The 21,530-nt window shown below is 47.6% G+C and carries 20 protein-coding genes and 1 other annotated feature; all 20 genes read left to right on the top strand.

What is annotated here, in order from left to right; genetic code table 11:
* The first annotated feature begins 14 nt into the window (after positions 1 to 14).
* The 20 genes from nusG (at position 15) to rpsC (ending at position 21,529) form a co-directional block, all read left to right on the top strand.
* Complete coding sequence (gene nusG / locus EPH95_RS10240; RefSeq protein WP_142091578.1) at positions 15 to 548, top strand: transcription termination/antitermination protein NusG; 534 nt, start codon at positions 15 to 17, stop codon at positions 546 to 548.
* Between the two features lie 178 nt (positions 549 to 726).
* Positions 727 to 1,152, top strand: coding sequence for a 50S ribosomal protein L11 (gene rplK, locus EPH95_RS10235; protein ID WP_142089694.1), 426 nt, complete (start codon positions 727 to 729; stop codon positions 1,150 to 1,152).
* Between the two features lie 129 nt (positions 1,153 to 1,281).
* Entirely contained in the window at positions 1,282 to 1,980 is a 699-nt protein-coding gene (gene rplA / locus EPH95_RS10230) for a 50S ribosomal protein L1 (protein ID WP_142089692.1), read from the top strand.
* Positions 1,981 to 2,015: 35 nt separating this feature from the next.
* Positions 2,016 to 2,180, top strand: a sequence feature (ribosomal protein L10 leader region).
* Positions 2,181 to 2,230: 50 nt separating this feature from the next.
* Entirely contained in the window at positions 2,231 to 2,737 is a 507-nt protein-coding gene (gene rplJ / locus EPH95_RS10225) for a 50S ribosomal protein L10 (RefSeq protein WP_142089690.1), read from the top strand.
* A gap of 27 nt (positions 2,738 to 2,764) precedes the next feature.
* Positions 2,765 to 3,133, top strand: coding sequence for a 50S ribosomal protein L7/L12 (rplL, locus tag EPH95_RS10220; RefSeq protein ID WP_142089688.1), 369 nt, complete (start codon positions 2,765 to 2,767; stop codon positions 3,131 to 3,133).
* 73 nt (positions 3,134 to 3,206) lie between these two features.
* The gene (locus EPH95_RS10215; RefSeq protein ID WP_142089686.1) at positions 3,207 to 3,812 is read left to right on the top strand and encodes a class I SAM-dependent methyltransferase; all 606 of its coding nucleotides are present in this window, start codon (positions 3,207 to 3,209) and stop codon (positions 3,810 to 3,812) included.
* 459 nt (positions 3,813 to 4,271) lie between these two features.
* Positions 4,272 to 7,814 (top strand): DNA-directed RNA polymerase subunit beta, encoded by a 3,543-nt coding sequence (rpoB, locus tag EPH95_RS10210; protein WP_142089684.1) that lies wholly within the window; start codon positions 4,272 to 4,274, stop codon positions 7,812 to 7,814.
* Positions 7,815 to 7,927: 113 nt separating this feature from the next.
* On the top strand, positions 7,928 to 11,545 hold the full coding sequence (gene rpoC, locus EPH95_RS10205; protein ID WP_142089682.1) for a DNA-directed RNA polymerase subunit beta': 3,618 nt from the start codon (positions 7,928 to 7,930) through the stop codon (positions 11,543 to 11,545).
* Positions 11,546 to 12,003: 458 nt separating this feature from the next.
* A complete protein-coding gene (rpsL, locus tag EPH95_RS10200) occupies positions 12,004 to 12,417 on the top strand; it encodes a 30S ribosomal protein S12 (RefSeq protein ID WP_142089680.1) in 414 nt (137 codons plus the stop codon).
* Between the two features lie 29 nt (positions 12,418 to 12,446).
* Positions 12,447 to 12,917 (top strand): 30S ribosomal protein S7, encoded by a 471-nt coding sequence (gene rpsG, locus EPH95_RS10195; protein WP_142089678.1) that lies wholly within the window; start codon positions 12,447 to 12,449, stop codon positions 12,915 to 12,917.
* 60 nt (positions 12,918 to 12,977) lie between these two features.
* Entirely contained in the window at positions 12,978 to 15,056 is a 2,079-nt protein-coding gene (gene fusA, locus EPH95_RS10190; protein ID WP_142089675.1) for an elongation factor G, read from the top strand.
* Between the two features lie 91 nt (positions 15,057 to 15,147).
* Positions 15,148 to 16,338, top strand: a complete 1,191-nt coding sequence (gene tuf, locus EPH95_RS10185) for an elongation factor Tu (RefSeq protein WP_142089673.1) — start codon at positions 15,148 to 15,150, stop codon at positions 16,336 to 16,338.
* A 1,006-nt stretch (positions 16,339 to 17,344) separates the two neighbouring features.
* Positions 17,345 to 17,653: a 30S ribosomal protein S10 gene (gene rpsJ, locus EPH95_RS10180; protein ID WP_142089671.1), complete on the top strand. Its 309-nt coding sequence runs from the start codon at positions 17,345 to 17,347 to the stop codon at positions 17,651 to 17,653.
* A 52-nt stretch (positions 17,654 to 17,705) separates the two neighbouring features.
* Positions 17,706 to 18,329, top strand: coding sequence for a 50S ribosomal protein L3 (gene rplC, locus EPH95_RS10175; RefSeq protein WP_142089669.1), 624 nt, complete (start codon positions 17,706 to 17,708; stop codon positions 18,327 to 18,329).
* A 25-nt stretch (positions 18,330 to 18,354) separates the two neighbouring features.
* The gene (rplD, locus tag EPH95_RS10170) at positions 18,355 to 18,978 is read left to right on the top strand and encodes a 50S ribosomal protein L4 (protein ID WP_142089667.1); all 624 of its coding nucleotides are present in this window, start codon (positions 18,355 to 18,357) and stop codon (positions 18,976 to 18,978) included.
* Entirely contained in the window at positions 18,978 to 19,265 is a 288-nt protein-coding gene (rplW, locus tag EPH95_RS10165) for a 50S ribosomal protein L23 (RefSeq protein WP_142089665.1), read from the top strand. The genes rplD and rplW overlap by 1 nt, the downstream gene beginning before the upstream one ends.
* A gap of 26 nt (positions 19,266 to 19,291) precedes the next feature.
* A complete protein-coding gene (gene rplB / locus EPH95_RS10160) occupies positions 19,292 to 20,134 on the top strand; it encodes a 50S ribosomal protein L2 (protein WP_142089663.1) in 843 nt (280 codons plus the stop codon).
* A gap of 90 nt (positions 20,135 to 20,224) precedes the next feature.
* Positions 20,225 to 20,503: a 30S ribosomal protein S19 gene (gene rpsS / locus EPH95_RS10155; protein ID WP_142089661.1), complete on the top strand. Its 279-nt coding sequence runs from the start codon at positions 20,225 to 20,227 to the stop codon at positions 20,501 to 20,503.
* Between the two features lie 21 nt (positions 20,504 to 20,524).
* A complete protein-coding gene (rplV, locus tag EPH95_RS10150) occupies positions 20,525 to 20,866 on the top strand; it encodes a 50S ribosomal protein L22 (protein ID WP_142089658.1) in 342 nt (113 codons plus the stop codon).
* A gap of 3 nt (positions 20,867 to 20,869) precedes the next feature.
* Entirely contained in the window at positions 20,870 to 21,529 is a 660-nt protein-coding gene (gene rpsC / locus EPH95_RS10145; RefSeq protein WP_142089656.1) for a 30S ribosomal protein S3, read from the top strand.
* Position 21,530 lies beyond the last annotated feature (1 nt).

Raw genomic sequence — 21,530 nt, 5'->3', positions numbered from 1 at the left:
CCGGTCCGTTAATTATGGAAAAAAACTGGTATGTGGTGCACACATATTCCGGGTATGAAAACAGGGTTAAAATTAACCTGGAAAAGCGCGTGGCGTCCATGGAGATGCTTGATAAGATTTTCAGAGTGCTTGTTCCGATGGACGAGGAAAAGGAAACAAAAGATGGGAAGACAAAGACCGTCACTAAAAAAACGTTTCCGGGATACGTCATCGTGGAAATGGTTATGACAGATGATTCTTGGTATGTCGTACGGAACACCCCGGGCGTAACCGGTTTCGTCGGCTCACCGGGAGCAGGTTCCAAGCCCAATGCGCTTTTGCCGGACGAAGTGGACGACATTTTACGAAAAATGGGCGAAGAGACGCCGAAAGCAGAAATTGACATTAAATTGAAAGAATCGGTAAAAGTGAAAGACGGTCCGTTTACAGATTTTACGGGCACAGTGGAAGAGATCAATGGAGAGCAGCAAAAGCTCAAAGTGCACGTCAATATGTTCGGACGAGAAACGCCTGTAGAATTGGATTTCCATCAAGTAGAAAAAGTATAACCGTAAAAAGAAGGGTTCTTGATCGATGTGAACTTCTTGATTAAAATGCTTGCGGTTTATCTTCTTAGATGATACGATTTATCTTGTTTGCTTCAGATTCATAGCGGCAAATAGGAAGCAATAAGTGGGAGGGCGTTTGTCCCGAAACACCACAATACGAACGAAGGAGGTGTGTCGCGTGGCTAGAAAGGTAGAGAAAGTAATCAAGCTTCAAATTCCTGCAGGAAAAGCCAACCCGGCACCGCCAGTCGGCCCTGCACTCGGCCAGGCTGGTATTAATATTATGGGTTTTTGTAAAGAATTCAACGCTCGCACCCAAGAGCAGACAGGGACGGTTATCCCTGTAGAAATTAGTGTTTATGAAGATCGTTCCTTTACATTTGTTACAAAAACGCCGCCGGCTCCGGTTTTACTAAAAGAAGCCGCGGGTATAAGCAGCGGGTCCGGTGAGCCGCACAAGAATAAAGTCGGCAGTGTGAGTGCCGATAAAGTTCGTGAAATTGCGGAACAGAAAATGGAAGATCTCAATGCCGAAAGCACAGAAGCTGCGGTCCGCATCATTGAAGGAACCGCGCGAAGCATGGGCATCACGATTGAAGGTTAGACCATATTCATGAGAAAGCAGGTTGCGAAACGGCCTTCCGGAATTCGCGACCTTCGTTTACTGAAACGGGTGTATGGTCCTACGTGGGAGGTAAAACCGTTAAAACCACAATAGAGGAGTTGAATAAAAATGCCTAAAAAGCAAGGAAAAAAATTTGTAGATGCACAAAAACAAGTGGATACGTCACGCAATTATCCAGCCGGCGAGGCGTTGGAGCTCGTTCAAAAAGTAGCTCCGGCGAATTTTGATGAGACGGTAGAAGTTGCGGTTCGTCTCGGTGTTGATCCGCGTAAAGCTGATCAACAAATTCGCGGGGCCGTTGTTCTCCCTCACGGAACAGGGAAAACAAAGCGTGTACTCGTATTCGCGAAAGGGGAAAAAGCGAAAGAAGCAGAGGACGCCGGTGCAGATATCATCGGCGAGGAAGATCTTGTCAATCGCATCCAACAAGGTTGGTTGGATTTTGATGTCGTTGTGGCGACACCCGATATGATGGCCCAGGTCGGTAAACTCGGCCGCGTGCTTGGTCCCCGCGGGCTAATGCCTAACCCGAAAACAGGAACCGTAACCATGGATGTTGCCCAAGCGGTGAACGAGATTAAAGCGGGTAAAGTCGAGTACCGAGTGGAGAAAGCAGGAAATATTCATGTGCCGATAGGAAAAGTTTCTTTTGATGCACAACAGTTGAACGAAAACCTGAACACGGTTATCGACACGCTTGTAAAGGCAAAGCCATCCGCCGCCAAAGGCGTTTACATGCGGAATATTTCGGTCGCTTCTTCCATGGGGCCGGGTGTGAAGGTGTCGACTAGCGGAATTAACGTTTGACAACCGCGACGACCTTTCATATAATCAATATTGGCAAACGAAAATCGTATCAACCGTAGACAGCAGGTGCATGTTTGTGCTTAATTTCCTGCCGAGGTTTATTTCATCATTGCAAACAGCCCCGCTTGGGGCTGTTCAAAATGGGGAGACCTTTTTATGTCTACGAAAAACGCGACGTAAAGAGGTCTTTTTTAGTAGAGACGCTCGAACCCGTCTGCGTTAGCTGATTCATTTTATAGGAGGTGGAATGATGAGCACTGTGCTCGAACAAAAACAAGCGGTCGTGCAAGAAATTGCCGATAAACTTGCGAACAGTGAATCGACTATATTCGTCGATTACCGCGGCCTCAATGTTGCTCAAGCAACAGAACTTCGCAGCAAGCTTCGGGAAGCGGATGTGGAATTTAAGGTATATAAAAACACAATGACGCGCCGCGCGACGGAAGAAACAAACTATACCGATGTTGACGAGCACCTCGTCGGGCCAACGGCAATTGCCACGAGCCGAACAGATGCGGTGGCTGCCGCGAAGGTTTTGCATGAATTCTCGAAAGAGAATGAAGCGCTGGAGATCAAAACGGGCATTATCCAAGGAGAAGTAACAGCTGTCGAGGACATCAAACAACTCGCCGAGCTTCCTTCTTACGACGGACTTGTGGCCATGTTGCTCAGTGTCTTGCAAGCGCCGCTTCGCAACTTCGCTCTTGCATCCAAAGCAGTGGCTGACCAAAAAGAAGAAAACGAAGACGCATCTTAAATTATATTTCCGAAGGAGGAATTAACAATGGCAAAAGAACAAATTATTGAAGAAATCAAAGGCATGACCGTTCTTGAACTGAACGATCTTGTCAAAGCAATTGAAGAAGAATTCGGAGTAACTGCAGCAGCGCCGGTCGCTGTCGGCGGTGGAGACGGTGGCGGAGAAGCTGCCGAAGAAGAACAAACGGAATTTAACGTCGTGCTAAATAGCGCAGGTTCTTCCAAAATCAACGTTATCAAAGTTGTGCGCGGCATAGCAGATCTTGGCCTTAAAGAGGCAAAAGCGCTTGTCGACGGTGCTCCGGAAACAATTAAAGAAGGCGTAAGCAAAGAAGACGCTGAAGATATGAAGAGCCAGCTTGAAGAAGCAGGCGCGGAAATTGAATTGAAATAAGGCAATGTAAACGAAAAAAGCTTCTCTGCAACGTGCGGGGAAGCTTTTTCTCCCACGTGAGGAGGTGGAACCGTTGTCGCAGCATTACTATAGTCAACACCCGGAAGTGACGAGCAAACAGCGATCGTTTACAGCCGAAGTAAAGGGTCGTTCGTTTTCTTTTGTTGCCGACCACGGTGTTTTTTCAAAAGAAGGCTTGGACTTTGGGAGCCGTTTTTTGCTTGAGACATTTACTGAACCTGATTTTTCCGGTCCGTTGCTGGATATGGGGTGTGGGTATGGGCCGATCGGGATTATCCTTTCGGCGTTTACCGGGCGCCGTGCAGTGATGGCTGATGTCAATGAGCGGGCGGTGGCGCTTGCCCGGCAAAATGTTTTGCTTAACGATGCAAATCGAGTGGAAGTTGTTTCGGGAGACCGTTTCGCGGGTGTTGGAAAAGAAGAGCGCTTTTCGGCCATTGTCACGAATCCGCCGATTCGGGCAGGGAAAGCTACTGTGCACGCTATTTTTTCAGAGGCTTATGATTATTTAATGCCCGGGGGCGCGCTTTGGGTAGTGATTCGAAAAAAACAGGGGGCGCCTACTGCGAAACGAAAACTTCAAGAAGTATACGAGGAAGTCGTTGAAGTGAAGAAAGAAAAAGGGTATTTCGTTTATAAGGCGAAAGTAAAAGTATAGGGGGAGAATCGGCATCTGCAATCAGGAAATGAGTGAAAAAAATATTGACCTTCCTCTTTCTTTATGGTACTATCATATAATGCGTATAACCGTATGAAAGGTATCGATTTTTCTATTCATTTACAGGTATAAAGGTTATTGGGTTTGGGAACACTAGTATAATCCGAAAAAATCGTAGAAAAATTGACTTCTCGCCAAAAACGGGGAAAGTCAATGTATTTTCTTATGCTATCCTTGATTTCTGATAGCGAGCCCATATTTGTTTTGGGTTAAACTCATTGTACTACGTGTTGCCCCCCTTGTATATAACTGACGGCATCATTCTTTTAAAAATTAGCCGATCGCCGGTTTTTGGCGAAAGTCCGATTTGCAAAGAATGATCTTTTTCTCTCATAGCATGGGCCGTGCCGGGGGCCTGAAGGATGCTAAACAATATACGGATGTTGAGGGGTGAATTTGTTGACAGGTCAACTTATTCAGTATGGACGTCATCGCCAGCGCAGAAGCTACGCAAGAATTAGCGAGGTACTAGAGCTTCCCAATCTCATTGAGATCCAAACGTCTTCCTATCAATGGTTTCTCGATGAGGGGATGCGAGTCATGTTTCAGGATATCTCCCCTATAGAAGACTTTACGGGTAATCTCGTCTTGGAATTTATCGACTACAGCCTTGGTGAGCCAAAGTATTCCGTCGAAGATTCCAAAGAACGGGATGTTACGTATTCTGCTCCATTACGTGTGAAAGTCCGTCTCATGAACCAGGAAACCGGAGAGGTGAAGGAGCAGGAAGTATTTATGGGCGATTTCCCGCTCATGACCGATACCGGGACATTTATTATTAACGGGGCCGAACGTGTTATTGTTTCCCAGCTTGTTCGTTCTCCCAGTGTTTATTATAACCAGAAGATCGATAAAAATGGGAAAAAAGGTTTCACTGCCACCGTTATCCCTAATCGCGGTGCTTGGCTTGAATTTGAAACGGATGCGAAAGATATCACTTATGTGCGTATCGACCGCACCCGGAAAATTCCCGTCACGGTTCTATTAAGAGCATTAGGCTTCGGCTCGGACCAGGAAATCGTTGATTTAATAGGCGAGAATGAGTTTCTGCGCAATTCTTTGGAAAAAGACAATACCGATGACACGGAAAAAGCGCTTTTGGAAATTTATGAGCGTCTGCGTCCCGGCGAACCGCCGACGGTAGACAATGCCCGCAGCTTGCTTGAATCCCGCTTTTTTGATCCGAAGCGATATGATTTAGCGAATGTAGGGCGTTATAAAATCAATAAAAAGCTGCACATTAAAGAGCGCCTCTTTAATCAAGTTTTAGCAGAGACCCTCGCGGATCCGGAAACCGGAGAAATCCTCGCGGAAGAAGGCACACTCATTGACCGGCGCGTACTCGATCGGTTGCTTCCTTTTCTGGAAGATGGCCTCGGTTTTAAATCCTACAGGATCGCCGGAGGCATGGTTGACGATGAGAGCGAAGTAACGGTTCAATCCATCAAAGTCTTTGCTCCCAACGATCCGGACGGTGAGCAGACAATTGAAGTGATTAGCAATGGGACGCTGGATACGGATATTAAAAACATTACTGCCGAAGACATCGTCGCGTCCATCAGCTATTTCTTTAACTTGCTTCATGGTGTCGGCGGTACGGATGATATTGACCATTTGGGAAATCGCCGTTTGCGCTCGGTCGGGGAACTGCTGCAAAATCAATTCCGCATTGGCTTGTCCCGAATGGAACGCGTCGTGCGCGAACGCATGTCTATTCAAGATCCAAGCCAAATCACGCCGCAAGGGCTCATTAATATTCGGCCAGTCATTGCTTCCATTAAAGAGTTTTTCGGAAGCTCCCAGCTTTCGCAATTTATGGATCAAACGAACCCGCTTGCCGAACTTACCCATAAGCGCCGCTTGTCTGCGCTCGGCCCCGGCGGTTTGACGAGGGAACGTGCCGGTATGGAAGTTCGTGACGTTCACTATTCCCACTACGGTCGTATGTGCCCGATTGAGACGCCTGAGGGACCGAATATCGGCTTGATCAACTCCTTGTCCTCGTATGCAAAAGTGAATGAATTTGGCTTTATGGAGACGCCTTATCGGCGTGTCGATCCGGAAACAGGCGTTGTCTCCGAGCGCGTTGACTATTTAACGGCCGACGAGGAATTGAACTATGTTGTGGCTCAGGCCAACGCGAGGCTGACGGATGAAGGTACATTTGCCGATGATCATATCATTGCTCGTTTCCGCGAAGAAAATACAATCGTAGCGAAAGAACGCATCGATTATATGGACGTTTCCCCTAAACAAGTTGTTTCGGCGGCAACGGCATCTATCCCTTTCCTTGAAAACGATGACTCCAACCGAGCGCTGATGGGGGCAAACATGCAACGCCAGGCTGTCCCTTTATTGGAGCCGGAGGCCCCTATCGTCGGAACAGGCATGGAATATGTTTCCGCTAAGGATTCCGGCGCAGCCATCACCGCTATTCATCGCGGAGTCGTTAAACGGGTGACGGCAAGAGAGATCCGGATGCGCCGTCTAGAGGAAGTAGACGGAAAAGAAGTGGAAACCGATGAAGATGTTTACCGGATGTCCAAGTTTATCCGTTCCAACCAAGGCACAAGTTACAATCAACGCCCGATTGTCGATGGCGGCGATGTGATTGATAAAGGAGAAGTGCTGGCCGACGGACCTTCCATGGATAAAGGGGAAATGGCAATCGGCCGGAATGTGCTGCTCGGTTTTATGACTTGGGAAGGATACAACTATGAAGATGCCATCATTTTGAGTGAACGACTTGTAAAAGATGATGTATTCACCTCCATTCATATCGAAGAATATGAATCGGAAGCACGTGACACGAAGCTCGGCCCGGAAGAAATCACTCGGGATATCCCGAACGTGGGAGAAGATGCTTTACGTAACCTGGATGAACGGGGCATTATTCGTGTCGGTGCTGAAATTAAAGACGGAGACATCCTTGTTGGCAAGGTTACACCAAAGGGGATGACTGAACTTACGGCTGAAGAACGTTTGCTCCATGCTATTTTCGGTGAGAAAGCGCGTGAAGTGCGCGATACGTCGTTAAAAGCGCCTCACGGCGGGGACGGCATTGTGCTCGATGTAAAGATTTTCAACCGTGAAGACGGCGATGAGCTGCCGCCGGGCGTCAATCAGCTCGTAAGGGTGTATATCGTGCAAAAGCGAAAAATTCACGAAGGCGATAAAATGGCCGGCCGCCACGGAAACAAAGGCGTTATTTCCCGGATTTTACCAGAGGAAGATATGCCTTTCATGCCAGATGGCACGCCGATAGACATGATGTTAAACCCCCTAGGAGTGCCTTCGCGGATGAATATTGGACAGGTGCTGGAAATGCACTTGGGTATGTCCGCACGCGAACTGGGGATTCATGTTGCCACACCGGTCTTTGATGGTGCCCGTGAAGAAGATGTTCAGGAATCGTTTGAAGAAGCAGGAATAGCCGAGGACGGCAAAACCGTTTTATATGACGGACGCAGTGGCGAGGCTTACGATAACCGTGTGTCTGTCGGTGTCATGTATATGATTAAACTGGCGCACATGGTCGATGACAAACTTCATGCTCGTTCCACCGGTCCCTATTCATTGGTCACGCAACAACCGTTGGGCGGAAAAGCGCAATTTGGCGGACAGCGATTTGGCGAGATGGAAGTTTGGGCACTTGAAGCCTACGGTGCCGCTTATACGTTGCAAGAAATCCTAACGGTAAAGTCTGACGATACGATTGGCCGTGTAAAAACGTATGAGTCTATCGTCAAAGGCGAAAACGTCCCGGAGCCGGGTGTTCCGGAATCGTTCAAAGTGTTGATTAAAGAACTCCAGAGCCTTGGCATGGACGTAAAAATGCTTTCCAGCAATGAAGAAGAGATTGAAATGAAAGAGCTGGATGATGAAGAAGACCAGTCAAGTGACAAAATGAACTTGAAATTGGAGTCTACAGAGAACGCATAATAAAAAATGATAGGTGAAGGTGCCCTTGCCAATATGGCACCCTTCACCCTTGTCACCAATGCCCTTGAATCCTTTTTGACAATTCGTGCGCTAAGAAAGGGAGGGACCACCCTTTGATAGATGTCAATAATTTTGAATACATGAAAGTTGGCCTTGCTTCTTCCGATAAGATCCGCAATTGGTCTAGGGGTGAAGTAAAAAAACCTGAGACTATTAACTATCGGACATTAAAACCGGAAAAAGAGGGTTTGTTTTGCGAGCGTATTTTCGGTCCGCAAAAGGATTGGGAATGCCATTGCGGGAAATATAAACGCGTCCGTTACAAAGGAGTTGTCTGTGATCGTTGCGGCGTTGAAGTAACGCGGGCGAAAGTTCGCCGCGAACGCATGGGTCATATTGAATTGGCAGCTCCGGTATCACACATCTGGTATTTTAAAGGTATTCCGAGCCGGATGGGGCTAGTTCTTGATATGTCCCCTCGTTCTCTCGAGGAGGTCATCTACTTTGCTTCCTATGTTGTAACGGAAACCGGGGACACACCGCTTGAATATAAGCAATTGCTCTCTGAGAAAGAATACCGCTCCTATTATGATAAATATGGGCGTTCCTTCACTGCACAAATGGGTGCGGAAGCGATCCGCAAGATTTTGTCCGATTTAAATCTCGAGCAAGAAGTAAAAACGCTGCGGGATGAACTTGAAACAGCTCAAGGACAACGTCGTACCCGCGCGATTAAACGTTTGGAAGTGTTGGAAGCCTTCCGCCATTCGGGGAATCACCCTGCGTGGATGGTCATGGATGTTCTCCCTATCCTCCCGCCGGAATTACGCCCGATGGTTCAACTGGACGGCGGTCGGTTTGCCACTTCTGATTTGAACGATTTGTACCGTCGTGTGATTAACCGCAATAACCGTTTAAAGCGTTTGTTGGATTTGGGTGCGCCAAGCATCATCGTTCAAAACGAAAAACGCATGCTTCAGGAAGCTGTGGATGCGCTTATTGATAACGGAAGGCGCGGCCGGCCAATTACCGGCCCGGGAAATCGTCCGCTAAAATCACTCTCCCATATGCTCAAAGGAAAACAAGGCCGCTTTCGCCAAAACCTTCTCGGGAAGCGCGTCGACTACTCCGGGCGTTCCGTTATCGTTGTCGGTCCGAGTTTAAAAATGTATCAGTGCGGCCTGCCGAAAGAAATGGCACTGGAATTGTTCAAGCCTTTTGTCATGAAAGAGTTGGTGGCCAATGGCTCAGCACATAACATCAAAAGTGCCAAACGTAAGGTTGATCGTGTCCACCCGGAAATATGGGATGTGCTTGAAGATGTGATCAAAGAACACCCGGTATTGCTCAACCGAGCGCCAACGCTGCATAGGCTGGGGATCCAGGCGTTTGAGCCGGTGCTCGTTGAAGGTCGCGCCATTCGTCTGCATCCAATCGTTTGTGCGGCTTACAACGCGGATTTTGACGGAGATCAAATGGCTGTTCACGTCCCGTTATCAGCAGAAGCCCAAGCGGAAGCACGGGTGTTGATGATGTCTGCGCAAAACATTCTAAATCCGAAGGACGGAAATCCGGTCGTTACACCTTCGCAGGATATGGTTCTCGGTAACTATTACCTTACAAGCGAGCGAAAAGGCGCGACCGGTGAAGGTGCTGTATTTAAAGACAGCAATGAAGCGTTTACGGCGTATCAAAATGGCTACGTGCATCTGCACACACGTGTGGCTGTTTCGGTCTCTACGATGGAAAACAGTATGTTCCCTGAAAAAGTGAAAGACCAGCTGTTATTGACGACGATTGGAAAATTGATCTTCAATGAAATATTACCAAGCTCCTTTCCGTACATTAATGAACCATCTGCCGACAACTTGGAAAACGAAACACCGGAGAAATATTTTGTTCCAAAAGGAATGGACGCAAAAGATGTGCTAGCGGAAATGGAACTTGTTTCGCCGTTTAAAAAAGGTTTTCTCGGCGAAATCATTGCTGAAGTATTTAAGAGATTCCAAGTTACGGCCACCTCCCGGATGTTGGATAGCATGAAAGATCTTGGTTTCTACTACTCGACGAAAGCCGGGCTCACGGTAGGGATTTCCGATGTGGTTGTTCTTTCCGACAAGCAGGAGATACTTGATGACGCCGAAAGCAAAGTCAACCGTGTGATGAAGCAGTTTAGACGTGGTTTGATCACGGAAGATGAAAGATACGACAAAGTCATAGCCATTTGGAGCGAAGCCAAAGACAAGATTCAAGAGCGTCTGATGAAATCATTGGATCACTCAAATCCAATCTTTATGATGAGTGACTCCGGTTCTCGGGGGAACGCGTCGAACTTCACACAGCTGGCAGGTATGCGCGGGCTGATGGCAAACCCATCCGGACAGATCATCGAATTGCCGATTAAATCAAACTTCCGAGAAGGTCTGACTGTGTTGGAATATTTCATTTCCACCCACGGTGCGCGTAAAGGTTTGGCAGATACAGCGTTGAAAACCGCTGACTCCGGTTACTTGACCCGCCGTCTTGTGGACGTCGCGCAAGATGTCATCGTTCGTGAAGATGACTGTGGGACAGATCGAGGGCTCACGGTTGAGACATTACGAGACGGGACAGAGGTTATTGAAGGCCTGCATGACCGTCTTGTCGGACGTGTAGCGTTTCAAACGGTTGTCCATCCCGAAAGCGGAGATATACTTGCGCAAAATAATGAATTGATCACGGAAGACACCGCGAAAGCGATTGTCGATGCAAACATTGATAAAGTAACGATTCGCTCCGTTTTTGCCTGTGACACGGCTCGCGGCGTTTGCAAGAAATGTTATGGCCGCAACTTGGCCACCGGCAGCGATGTTGAGGTTGGAGAAGCAGTCGGCATTATCTCCGCTCAGTCTATCGGAGAGCCAGGGACCCAGCTTACCATGCGTACGTTCCACACCGGTGGTGTTGCCGGCGACGATATTACCCAAGGTCTCCCTCGTATCCAAGAGCTCTTTGAGGCCCGCAATCCGAAAGGGCAGGCGCTTATTACAGAACTTGAGGGTACGGTAGGAGAGGTTCATGATTCCGGAGATAAGAAAAATATCGTCATTAATGGGGAAATCGAATCGAAATCCTATACAACAGCATACGGGGCACGGTTGCGTGTGGCTGAAGGGGATCATGTAGAAGCGGGCCAAGCGCTTACGGAAGGTTCCATTGACCCGAAAGAGCTGCTGAAAGTAACCGGAATTAAAGAAGTGAAAGAATACTTGCTTAAGGAAGTCCAGAAAGTATACCGTATGCAGGGCGTGGAAATCGGCGATAAACACGTAGAAGTGATGGTTCGCCAGATGCTCCGCAAAATCCGCGTGAATGATTCTGGAGATACGGATGTTCTGCCCGGCACGCTAGTGGAAGTGAATCACTTCAATGATGTTAACAAAGACGTGCTTCGCGAGAATCAGCGCCCGGCAGTTGGCACGCCTGTTATTCTTGGAATCACAAAAGCATCCCTTGAAACCGACTCTTTCTTATCGGCAGCATCCTTCCAGGAAACGACTCGTGTCCTTACGGATGCGGCAATCAAAGGAAGGGCGGACGCGTTGCTCGGATTAAAAGAAAACGTGATTCTCGGCAAGCTGGTACCGGCAGGAACAGGAATGCAAAGGTATCGCTCTCTCAAAGCGGATAACGGTGAAGAAAGTGCGTCAGAAACCGCGGAAGAACCTGAAGGTGCGCTTTCCCGTTGGTAAAATCAGTTTGTGCCGTTCATAGGAAAGGCAGCTTCCCTGTCTAATCTAGCGAATGACAGCACCAGCCGGCGCTATTAGCGCAGGACGCGCGAGCGCCGGCTTTAACCTTAAAAGCGGCTTTTTCCCGAAATCCGTCCTGTCATGAATGGATCATCGAAAATGAATTGACATCGCATTGCCCCTTTGGTAAGATGTCAAAGGTGCGCGTGATTTCCCGAAAAGCGGGATTTCAATATGGTATTAAGTTCGGCAAAACCCTTAAATAAAAGGATAAGTGCTGAAGATAGTATGGTTTTTACCTGGCAGCCTCGTCTGCCTGGTAAGAACATTACTTTTGTTCTTATGTGAACCACCTGGGACAGTGGTCTTGCTAAAGCTGGTTTCCCAAGGGTTCACAAGTAAGAAGCAATCATTTATTTACGCACATGGGAATGTGTGCAAGAAAGGAGGAAAAAACGATGCCAACCATTAATCAACTTGTTCGCAAGCGGCGTCAATCGAAGCCGAAAACATCTGACGCGCCTGCGCTTAACAAAGGTTTTGACAGCATTAGGAAAGAGCCGACCAATCAATCTTCTCCGCAAAAGCAAGGCGTTTGTACACGTGTTGGTACAATGACGCCAAAAAAACCAAACTCGGCATTGCGTAAGTATGCACGTGTTCGTTTGACCAATGGGATTGAAGTAACGGCATACATCCCGGGAATCGGCCACAATTTGCAGGAGCACAGCGTTGTGCTTATTCGCGGAGGCCGGGTGAAAGACCTTCCGGGTGTTCGCTATCACATTGTCCGGGGAAGCCTTGACACTGCAGGTGTCCAGGGCCGCAAGCAAGGCCGTTCCAAATACGGAACAAAACGTGCAAAAAAATAACGTAAATGATCAAGAAAGGAGGGTCGGACATGCCTCGTAAAGGTCCAGTACCTCGTCGTGAAGTATTGCCGGATCCGCTTTATAATTCCAAGTTGGTGACTAGGCTCATTAACCGCATTATGATTGATGGAAAAAAAGGGAAGGCACAAAATATCCTATATAAATCTTTCGACTTGGTTCGTGAACGCAGTGGTGAGGAACCAATGGAAATCTTTGACCAGGCGTTGAAAAATATTATGCCGGTGCTTGAAGTTAAGGCGCGCCGTGTCGGTGGTGCCAACTATCAGGTTCCAATTGAAGTAAAGCCTGATCGCCGTACAACCTTAGGCTTGCGTTGGTTGGTAAGCTACGCGCGTTTGCGCGGTGAAAAATCAATGGAAGAGCGCTTGGCGAATGAAATATTGGATGCAGCCAATAATACCGGTTCAGCTGTCAGAAAACGTGAAGACACGCACCGTATGGCAGAAGCAAATAAAGCATTTGCCCATTACCGTTGGTAGTGTTGCCGCTCTTATTGCAGGAAACCCGCCAGAAATGGATGAAAGGAGAAAGTGTAGGCCATGTCAAGAGAGTTCTCCTTGGAAAAAACACGTAATATCGGCATCATGGCTCACATTGATGCCGGTAAAACAACGGCTACGGAACGTATTTTGTTCTATACCGGCCGTACTCATAAAATTGGAGAAACACATGAGGGTGCTTCCCAAATGGACTGGATGTCGCAAGAGCAAGACCGCGGGATTACGATCACTTCAGCCGCGACAACAGCCCAATGGAAAGATCATCGTATCAACATCATTGATACCCCGGGGCACGTTGATTTCACGGTTGAAGTGGAGCGTTCCCTGCGTGTCCTTGATGGGTCGGTAGCCGTACTTGATGCACAATCAGGCGTTGAGCCCCAAACCGAAACGGTTTGGCGTCAGGCTACGACGTATCATGTGCCAAGAATTGTTTTCGTCAATAAAATGGATAAAGTAGGAGCGGACTTCCTCTATTCAGTCAGTACATTAAAGGATCGTCTTGGGGCGAACGCCCAGGCTGTTCAGCTTCCGATCGGTGCTGAGGATGAATTCGAAGGAATCATCGATCTTATAGAAATGAAAGCCCACTATTATTTGGATGATTTGGGTAAAGAACCAGAAGTTCGCGAGATCCCCGATGAGTACCGTGAACAAGCCGAATCCTATCGCGAGCAACTGATTGATGCCGTTGCAGAATTCGACGAAGATCTTATGATGGCGTATTTGGAAGGCGAGGAATTAAGTAACGAGGATATTAAACGGGCAATTCGTAAAGGAACGCTGGATATTGAGTTTTATCCCGTCTTTTGTGGGTCGGCCTTTAAAAACAAAGGTGTCCAACTGGTGCTGGATGCTGTCCTTGATTACTTGCCGTCACCGACGGACGTTCCCGCTATCAAAGGGATAAAGCCGGATTCTGAAGAAGAGGTAACCCGCGAAGCTGATGACGAAGGATCATTTTCCGCCTTGGCTTTTAAAATTATGACAGACCCGTATGTCGGAAAATTGACGTTCTTCCGCGTCTATTCAGGTACGCTTTCCTCGGGGTCTTATGTGCGCAATTCGTCCAAAGATAACCGTGAACGTGTCGGACGGCTTTTGCAGATGCACGCCAATTCACGGGAAGAGATTTCTAGAGTCTACTCCGGAGATATTGCCGCCGGCATCGGATTGAAAGACACGTCGACAGGTGATACACTTTGTGATGAGAAGGATCGTGTGATTCTTGAATCAATGGACTTCCCGGAAACAGTCATCTCCTTGTCGGTAGAGCCTAAGTCAAAAGCGGATCAGGATAAAATGGGCGTTGCACTTGGCAAACTTGCGGAAGAAGACCCTACGTTCAAAACGTATACAGATGAGGAAACGGGCCAAACGGTCATTTCCGGAATGGGTGAACTTCACCTTGATATCATCGTCGATCGTCTGAAGCGAGAGTTTAAAGTCGAGGCGCAAGTCGGCGCTCCGCAAGTCTCTTATCGTGAAACGATTCAAACCTCCGCGCAATGTGAAGGCAAGTTCATTCGTCAATCCGGAGGCCGTGGCCAATATGGTCATGTTTGGATCGAATTTAGTCCTAATGAACAAGGCGCTGGCTTTGAATTTCAAAATGCAGTCGTTGGCGGGGTCGTTCCAAAGGATTATATCAACTCAGTGGAGCAGGGTGTGGAAGAAGCGTTGCAAAACGGTTTGCTCGCCGGCTATCCGATGATTGATGTAAAAGCGCGTTTATATGATGGGTCCTATCACGATGTGGATTCGAATGAAATGGCATATAAAATTGCTGCCTCAATGGCGCTTAAAGAAGCAAAATCCAGGTGTCAACCAGTTCTGCTCGAACCGCTGATGAAAGTTGAAATCATCGTACCGGAAGAATACATGGGCGATGTTATGGGTGATATTACATCACGACGCGGCCGAGTTGAAGGAATGGGCGCCCGAGGCAACGCGCAAATCATTAGCGCTTTCGTTCCGCTTGCAGAGATGTTTGGGTATGCTACAAACCTCCGCTCCAACACGCAAGGACGCGGAACATATTCGATGTTCTTCGATCATTATGCGGAAGTGCCGAAGAGCATTTCTGAAGAGATCATTAAAAAGAACACTGGTGAATAATGAAGGGCACTAAAACCAAAAGCCTAGAAAGTAGATCAACGATCATGCTTTCTTGCTATAAAAAAACCTTAATTAAGGGAGGAACATTTCAATGGCAAAAGAAAAATTTGATCGGTCGAAAACGCATGCCAATATTGGCACAATCGGCCACGTAGACCACGGAAAAACAACGCTAACCGCAGCGATTACAAAAGTGCTTCATGAGCAATCCGGCACAGGTACTGTCATGGAATATGACGCAATTGATGGTGCTCCGGAAGAGAAGGAGCGTGGCATTACCATCGCGACTTCCCACGTTGAGTATGAGACGGAAGATCGTCACTACGCACACGTGGATTGCCCCGGTCACGCGGACTACGTGAAAAACATGATCACAGGGGCAGCGCAAATGGACGGATCCATCCTCGTTGTATCCGCCGCTGACGGCCCAATGCCGCAAACACGTGAGCACATCTTGCTTTCCCGTAACGTCGGTGTGCCTTCCATTGTTGTTTTTCTTAACAAAGTGGACCAGGTAGACGACGAAGAGCTTCTTGAACTCGTGGAGATGGAAGTGCGCGACCTTCTTTCCGAGTATGACTTCCCGGGAGACGACATCCCAGTTGTATCCGGCTCTGCTTTGAAAGCTCTTGAAGGCGATGAAGAACACAAGCAAAAAATCCTCGACTTGATGCAAGAAGTTGACAACTATATTCCGACACCGGACCGTGACACGGACAAGCCATTCATGATGCCGGTTGAGGACGTCTTCTCCATTACCGGGCGCGGTACCGTTGCAACCGGACGCGTTGAGCGTGGCATGCTTAACTCAGGTGATGAAGTAGAAATCCTCGGCATTGTTGAAGAAAAAAGAAAAACAACTGTTACCGGTGTGGAGATGTTCCACAAGATTCTTGACTATGCCGAAGCGGGTGACAACATCGGTGCATTGCTCCGAGGCGTTAACCGTGACGATATTACGCGTGGACAGGTGCTTGCCAAGCCGGGCACAATCACGCCGCATACGGAATTTAAAGCAGAGGTTTATGTTCTTTCAAAAGATGAAGGCGGTCGTCACACGCCATTCTTTCAAAACTACCGCCCTCAATTTTATTTCCGTACGACAGATGTTACCGGCGTAATCAACTTGCCTGAAGGCGTAGAAATGGTCATGCCTGGGGATAACATCGAAATGTCTGTTAGCCTTATTCAGCCGATTGCCATCGAAGACGGTACACGCTTCTCGATCCGCGAAGGCGGACGCACGGTAGGCTCCGGCGTTGTTACAGAAATCGTGAAATAAACCAAAAAAAGCATCCCGTAAGGGGTGCTTTTTTGTGCATCTTAAGCAAGCGTTTGTTTAATGAATCTAAAATAAAGCCGGGGGGATAGCGTCGCCTTAAACGCTTATGGTGCCTGAAATATGCATCACATCCGTCATGCACAACAGTTTAGGCGCCTTACTCGATGTTAGCTACTCTGCACTAGTTATTTTTTCTGTCCCAGCTTTAATCGGACAACATCCTTGATAATACCGACGATAATGTCCGAACTCGGAGCTACCTCGGACATTTGTGTAGGAAATAGCAATAAAGTGGCCGAACCAAGGGCTACTTCGGACACTGTTAAAGAAAACTAAGTAACGACAGTCCGAACTCCATTGTAATAGTGGGTATTTTAGAAAATACCATCGCTTTATGGCTTTTATAATATTCGTTTTGATTAATGAATGAACCCGAAGTGATACTGAAGGTAAATTAAATAGATCAATCAAAATCTATGACAAGATCACTTATCTGCAACACAAACTGTCACCCATTCATTAAACGTTTGATTAACCCGAATCAAGCGAAAATGACTCCTATGACTTCGCGCTTTCTGCTGAGTTCTTGGCTAGCGCCAATTATAAAAGCAAGAGATTAGCTTTGAGCACTTTTACCTTGGATTGTGCTTCCTATAAAAGGAACTTTTTCATTTCGGAAACCCTAGTTAATTGTTTGTTCTTGCGCTCTTCTGTGCTAAAATCGGCGGGAGCCATCTCTTGTTATGATAGCCGCTCGCGCTTGTTTCCATGAAACTAATAAACAAATTACGTCAAAACGCAAATTTGCACTTGCAATCAGTATTTGTTGCCTTTATAATGGTTAGGTGTGACAAAGAAGGTGGGAGGAGGCCCAACATACGGACCTCCCATTTTTGTTGAGCGAAGAAGTGAAAGGTTGCCCGACACACCCGGCCCCTTTGCCATGGCGGGTGGGGGGAATTTTCACGGAGCAAGTCTGAACATCAGGCGAAAAGGAGGGTTAAACATGGCAAACGAGAAAATCAGAATTCGATTAAAGGCGTATGATCACCGAATCCTTGATCAATCTTCCGCAAAAATTGTGGAGACCGCGAAGCGTTCCGATGCGAAAGTGTCAGGGCCGGTGCCTCTTCCGACAGACCGGTCGGTATACACCGTTATCCGCGCGACGCACAAGTTTAAGGATTCTCGTGAGCAATTCGAAATGCGCACGCACAAGCGCCTTATCGACATTCTCAGTCCGACGCCGCAAACGGTAGACGCGTTGATGCGTTTGGATCTGCCGTCGGGTGTCGATATTGAGATTAAGCTCTAAACACGTTTTAGAGATACAAACTATTAAACATGAAAAACAGGAGGTGTGACTGATGGCCAAAGGAATCTTGGGTAGGAAGATCGGCATGACACAGGTATTTCAAGAGAACGGCGATGTTGTCCCTGTAACTGTCGTTCAAGCAAACCCGAACATTGTCATGCAGTTAAAAACAGAAGCGAATGATGGTTACGATGCGGTTCAATTAGGCGCGGATGACAAAAAAGATCAACGTGCCACAAAACCGGAAAAAGGCCATGCTGAAAAAGCAAGCACGGCGCCCAAGCGCTACGTCCGTGAATTTCGCAATATGAATGTTGCAGATCACGAAGTTGGTCAAGAGGTCAACGTTAATACATTTGCATCCGGCGACACTATTGACGTCACGGGTGTTTCGAAAGGGAAAGGATTTCAGGGTTCAATTAAGCGGCACAATTACGCAATCGGACCGAAATCACACGGTTCCCGCTACCATCGAGGTTCAGGCGCATTGAGCCCTATTGACACATCTAAAGTGTTCAAAGGCACAAAGCTTCCCGGCCAAATGGGCGGTAGCCAAGTAACAGTGCAAAACCTTGAAGTGGTTCAAATTGATGAAGGACGTAACCTGTTGCTTATAAAAGGAAATGTACCTGGACCCAAAAAAGGCTATGTAAAGGTACAATCTGTTAGCCAATAATGTCTAAAAGAAAGGAGGAACCATTATGCCTAAAGTAACGGTATACAATCAAACCGGCTCGGAAGTCGGGGACGCGGAACTTACCGACGCCGTTTTCGGAATTACACCGAATGAAAGTGTTGTACACGATGCGGTTGTCATGCAGCAAGCTTCCCTTCGGCAAGGAACCCAAAACGCTAAAACTCGTTCCGAAGTTCGCGGTGGCGGCGCAAAACCTTGGCGCCAAAAAGGAACGGGTCGTGCACGTCATGGCTCAAACCGTTCTCCGATATGGACGGGTGGCGGTGTTATTTTTGCGCCGAAACCAAGAAACTATGGGTATAAACTTCCGAAAAAGGTTCGCCGTCTCGCGATTAGATCCGTACTTTCCGCAAAAGTTCAGGATGACGCGCTTATCGTTGTCGACGACCTTCAATTTGACGTGCCGAAAACAAAAGAAATGGTGAATGTTCTTTCCAGCCTTTCCGCTGAGCAAAAAACATTGATTGTCACAGCGGATGATGATGAAAACCTAAAGAAATCCGCGAACAATCTGCAGCATGTAAAAACCATCGATGCACAAGGTGTAAATGTGCTAGATGTGATCAACAGTGATAAGTTAATCATCACGAAAAAGGCTGTAGAGAACGTAGAGGAGGTGCTTGGCTAATGGATGCACGCGATGTAATTAAGCGCCCGGTGATTACGGAACGCTCTACAGAGATCATGGAAGATAAGAAGTACACGTTTGAAGTCGACATTAAAGCAAATAAAACGCAGATCAAACAAGCGGTCGAGAAAATTTTTGAAGTTGATGTTGACAAGGTTAACACGATGAATTATAAACGAAAGTTTCGCCGTTTTGGTCGTTTCGAAGGCTATAAGCCCGCGCGAAAAAAGGCGATTGTAAGCTTAACCGAGAACAGTGATGAGATCGAAATATTTGATGAGGTTTAAGTTTCACAGAAGAGGAGGGAAATACAATGGCAGTTAAACGTTATAGACCGAAAACAGGCGGCCAACGTTTTATGACCGGAAAAAATTTCTCCGAAATTACAACCGACAGTCCGGAACGGTCATTGCTTGCGCCGCATTCCAAAAATGCGGGCCGGAACAATCATGGCCGCATTACGACTCGCCACCAAGGTGGCGGCCATAAGCGTAAGTATCGGATCATCGATTTTAAACGCAATAAGGACGGGGTCCCGGGTCGGGTAGCAACGATTGAATATGATCCTAACCGCTCGGCGAATATCGCGCTTATTCATTATGTAGACGGAGAAAAACGCTATATTCTTTCCCCTAACGGTCTTAAAGTCGGTAACAATGTATCATCCGGATCCGATGCAGACATCAAAGTCGGGAACGCGCTTGAAATTAAGGATATTCCGGTAGGCACAACCATTCACAACATTGAAATGAGGCCTGGGAAGGGCGGTCAATTGGCACGCGCGGCGGGTGCTCATGCCCAAGTTCTGGGTCGTGAAGGCAAATATACGCTTCTTCGTTTAAAATCCGGAGAGACCCGTCAGATTCTGTCCACGTGCAGAGCGACAATTGGGCAAGTGGGCAACCTTGAAAATGAACAGATTAATATCGGAAAAGCCGGGCGCAACCGTTGGCTTAATAAACGCCCTACTGTCCGCGGTTTTGCCATGAACCCGGATGACCACCCACACGGCGGTGGTGAAGGAAAAGCGCCGGTCGGACTTGATGCTCCCGTATCCCCTTGGGGACAACCGACTGTTGGATATAAGACGAGAAAAAGAAATAAGCCGTCAAACAAGTATATTGTTCAAGGTCGTAACAAAAAGAAAAGAAGATAATCGCGATCGGATTAGCGCCAGCACCCCAAGATTTCGAATCGGGGAGGCGCTATTCACACGTCGCGTTTTTATGAGAAAGGAGGCATTCGAATGGGACGCAGCTTGAAAAAAGGACCATTTGTAGACGATCATCTAATGAAAAAAGTTGAAGCGATGGATGTAAATAACAGTCGTGTAATTAAAACATGGTCACGCCGCTCCACGATTTTCCCGAATTTTGTCGGTCACACTATTGCAGTCTATGACGGCCGTAAGCATGTGCCTGTTTACGTCCAGGAGGATATGGTCGGTCACAAACTAGGCGAGTTTGCCCCAACACGTACGTATCGGGGACACGACAAGGGCGACAAAAGAACGAAACGGCGTTAACAAGAGAGGAGGTAGACTACAATGGAGGCTAAAGCAGTTGCGAAACAGGTTCGAGTCGCTCCTCGAAAAGCACGGTTGGTCGTTGACCTTGTGCGAGGCAAGGACGTCGGAGAAGCCATTTCCATATTGAAGCATACTCCAAGGGGAGTGTCTCCAACGGTGGAGAAGGTGTTGAAATCCGCGATTGCCAATGCGGAGCATAATTATGAAATGGAACCGGAAGATTTGATCATCAGCAAAGCTTACGTGGATGAAGGCGTCACCCTGAAACGTTTTCGCCCGAGGGCTATGGGACGCGCATCCCGGATCAATAAACGAACAAGCCACATTACAATCATTGTTTCAGAAAAGGAGGAAGGATAAAGCGTGGGTCAAAAAGTTAATCCCATAGGTTTTCGGATTGGTGTAATCCGTGACTGGGAATCAAAATGGTACGCAGAAAAAGAATACGCGACGTTGCTGCATGAGGACGTAAAAATTCGCGGGTATATTGAAGAGCGTCTTAAAGATGCTTCCATATCTACGATCGAGATTGAACGTGCGGCAAATCGAGTGAACATCAACATTCACACTGCCAAACCCGGCATGGTGATCGGAAAAGGCGGCTCTGAAGTTGAAGCGTTGCGTAAAAACCTAAACGCCCTCACCGGTAAACGTGTGCACATCAACATCTCCGAGATCAAGCAAGCGGATTTGGATGCGAAGCTCGTTGCGGAAAACATCGCGCGCCAGCTGGAAAACCGCGTATCTTTTCGCCGTGCAATGAAGCAATCCATCCAGCGCACCATGCGTTCCGGAGCAAAGGGTATTCGCACAGAAGTGAACGGACGTCTCGGTGGTGCGGATATGGCACGTTCCGAGAGCTACAGCGAAGGAACTGTTCCATTGCATACGTTGCGAGCGGACATTGATTTTGGCACAGCAGAAGCAGACACCACGTACGGGAAGATTGGTGTAAAAATTTGGATATACCGTGGAGAGGTTCTTCCCACGAAAGGTGACCGCACAGACGAAGGAGGCGACTAAA

Origin of the sequence: Salicibibacter halophilus, from assembly GCF_006740705.1 — a bacterium.
In the GTDB taxonomy this organism is placed as follows: Bacteria; Bacillota; Bacilli; order Bacillales; family Marinococcaceae; genus Salicibibacter; species Salicibibacter halophilus.
Note: the sequence above shows the minus strand (reverse complement) of the source record. Positions and strands in the feature narration are given on the sequence as shown.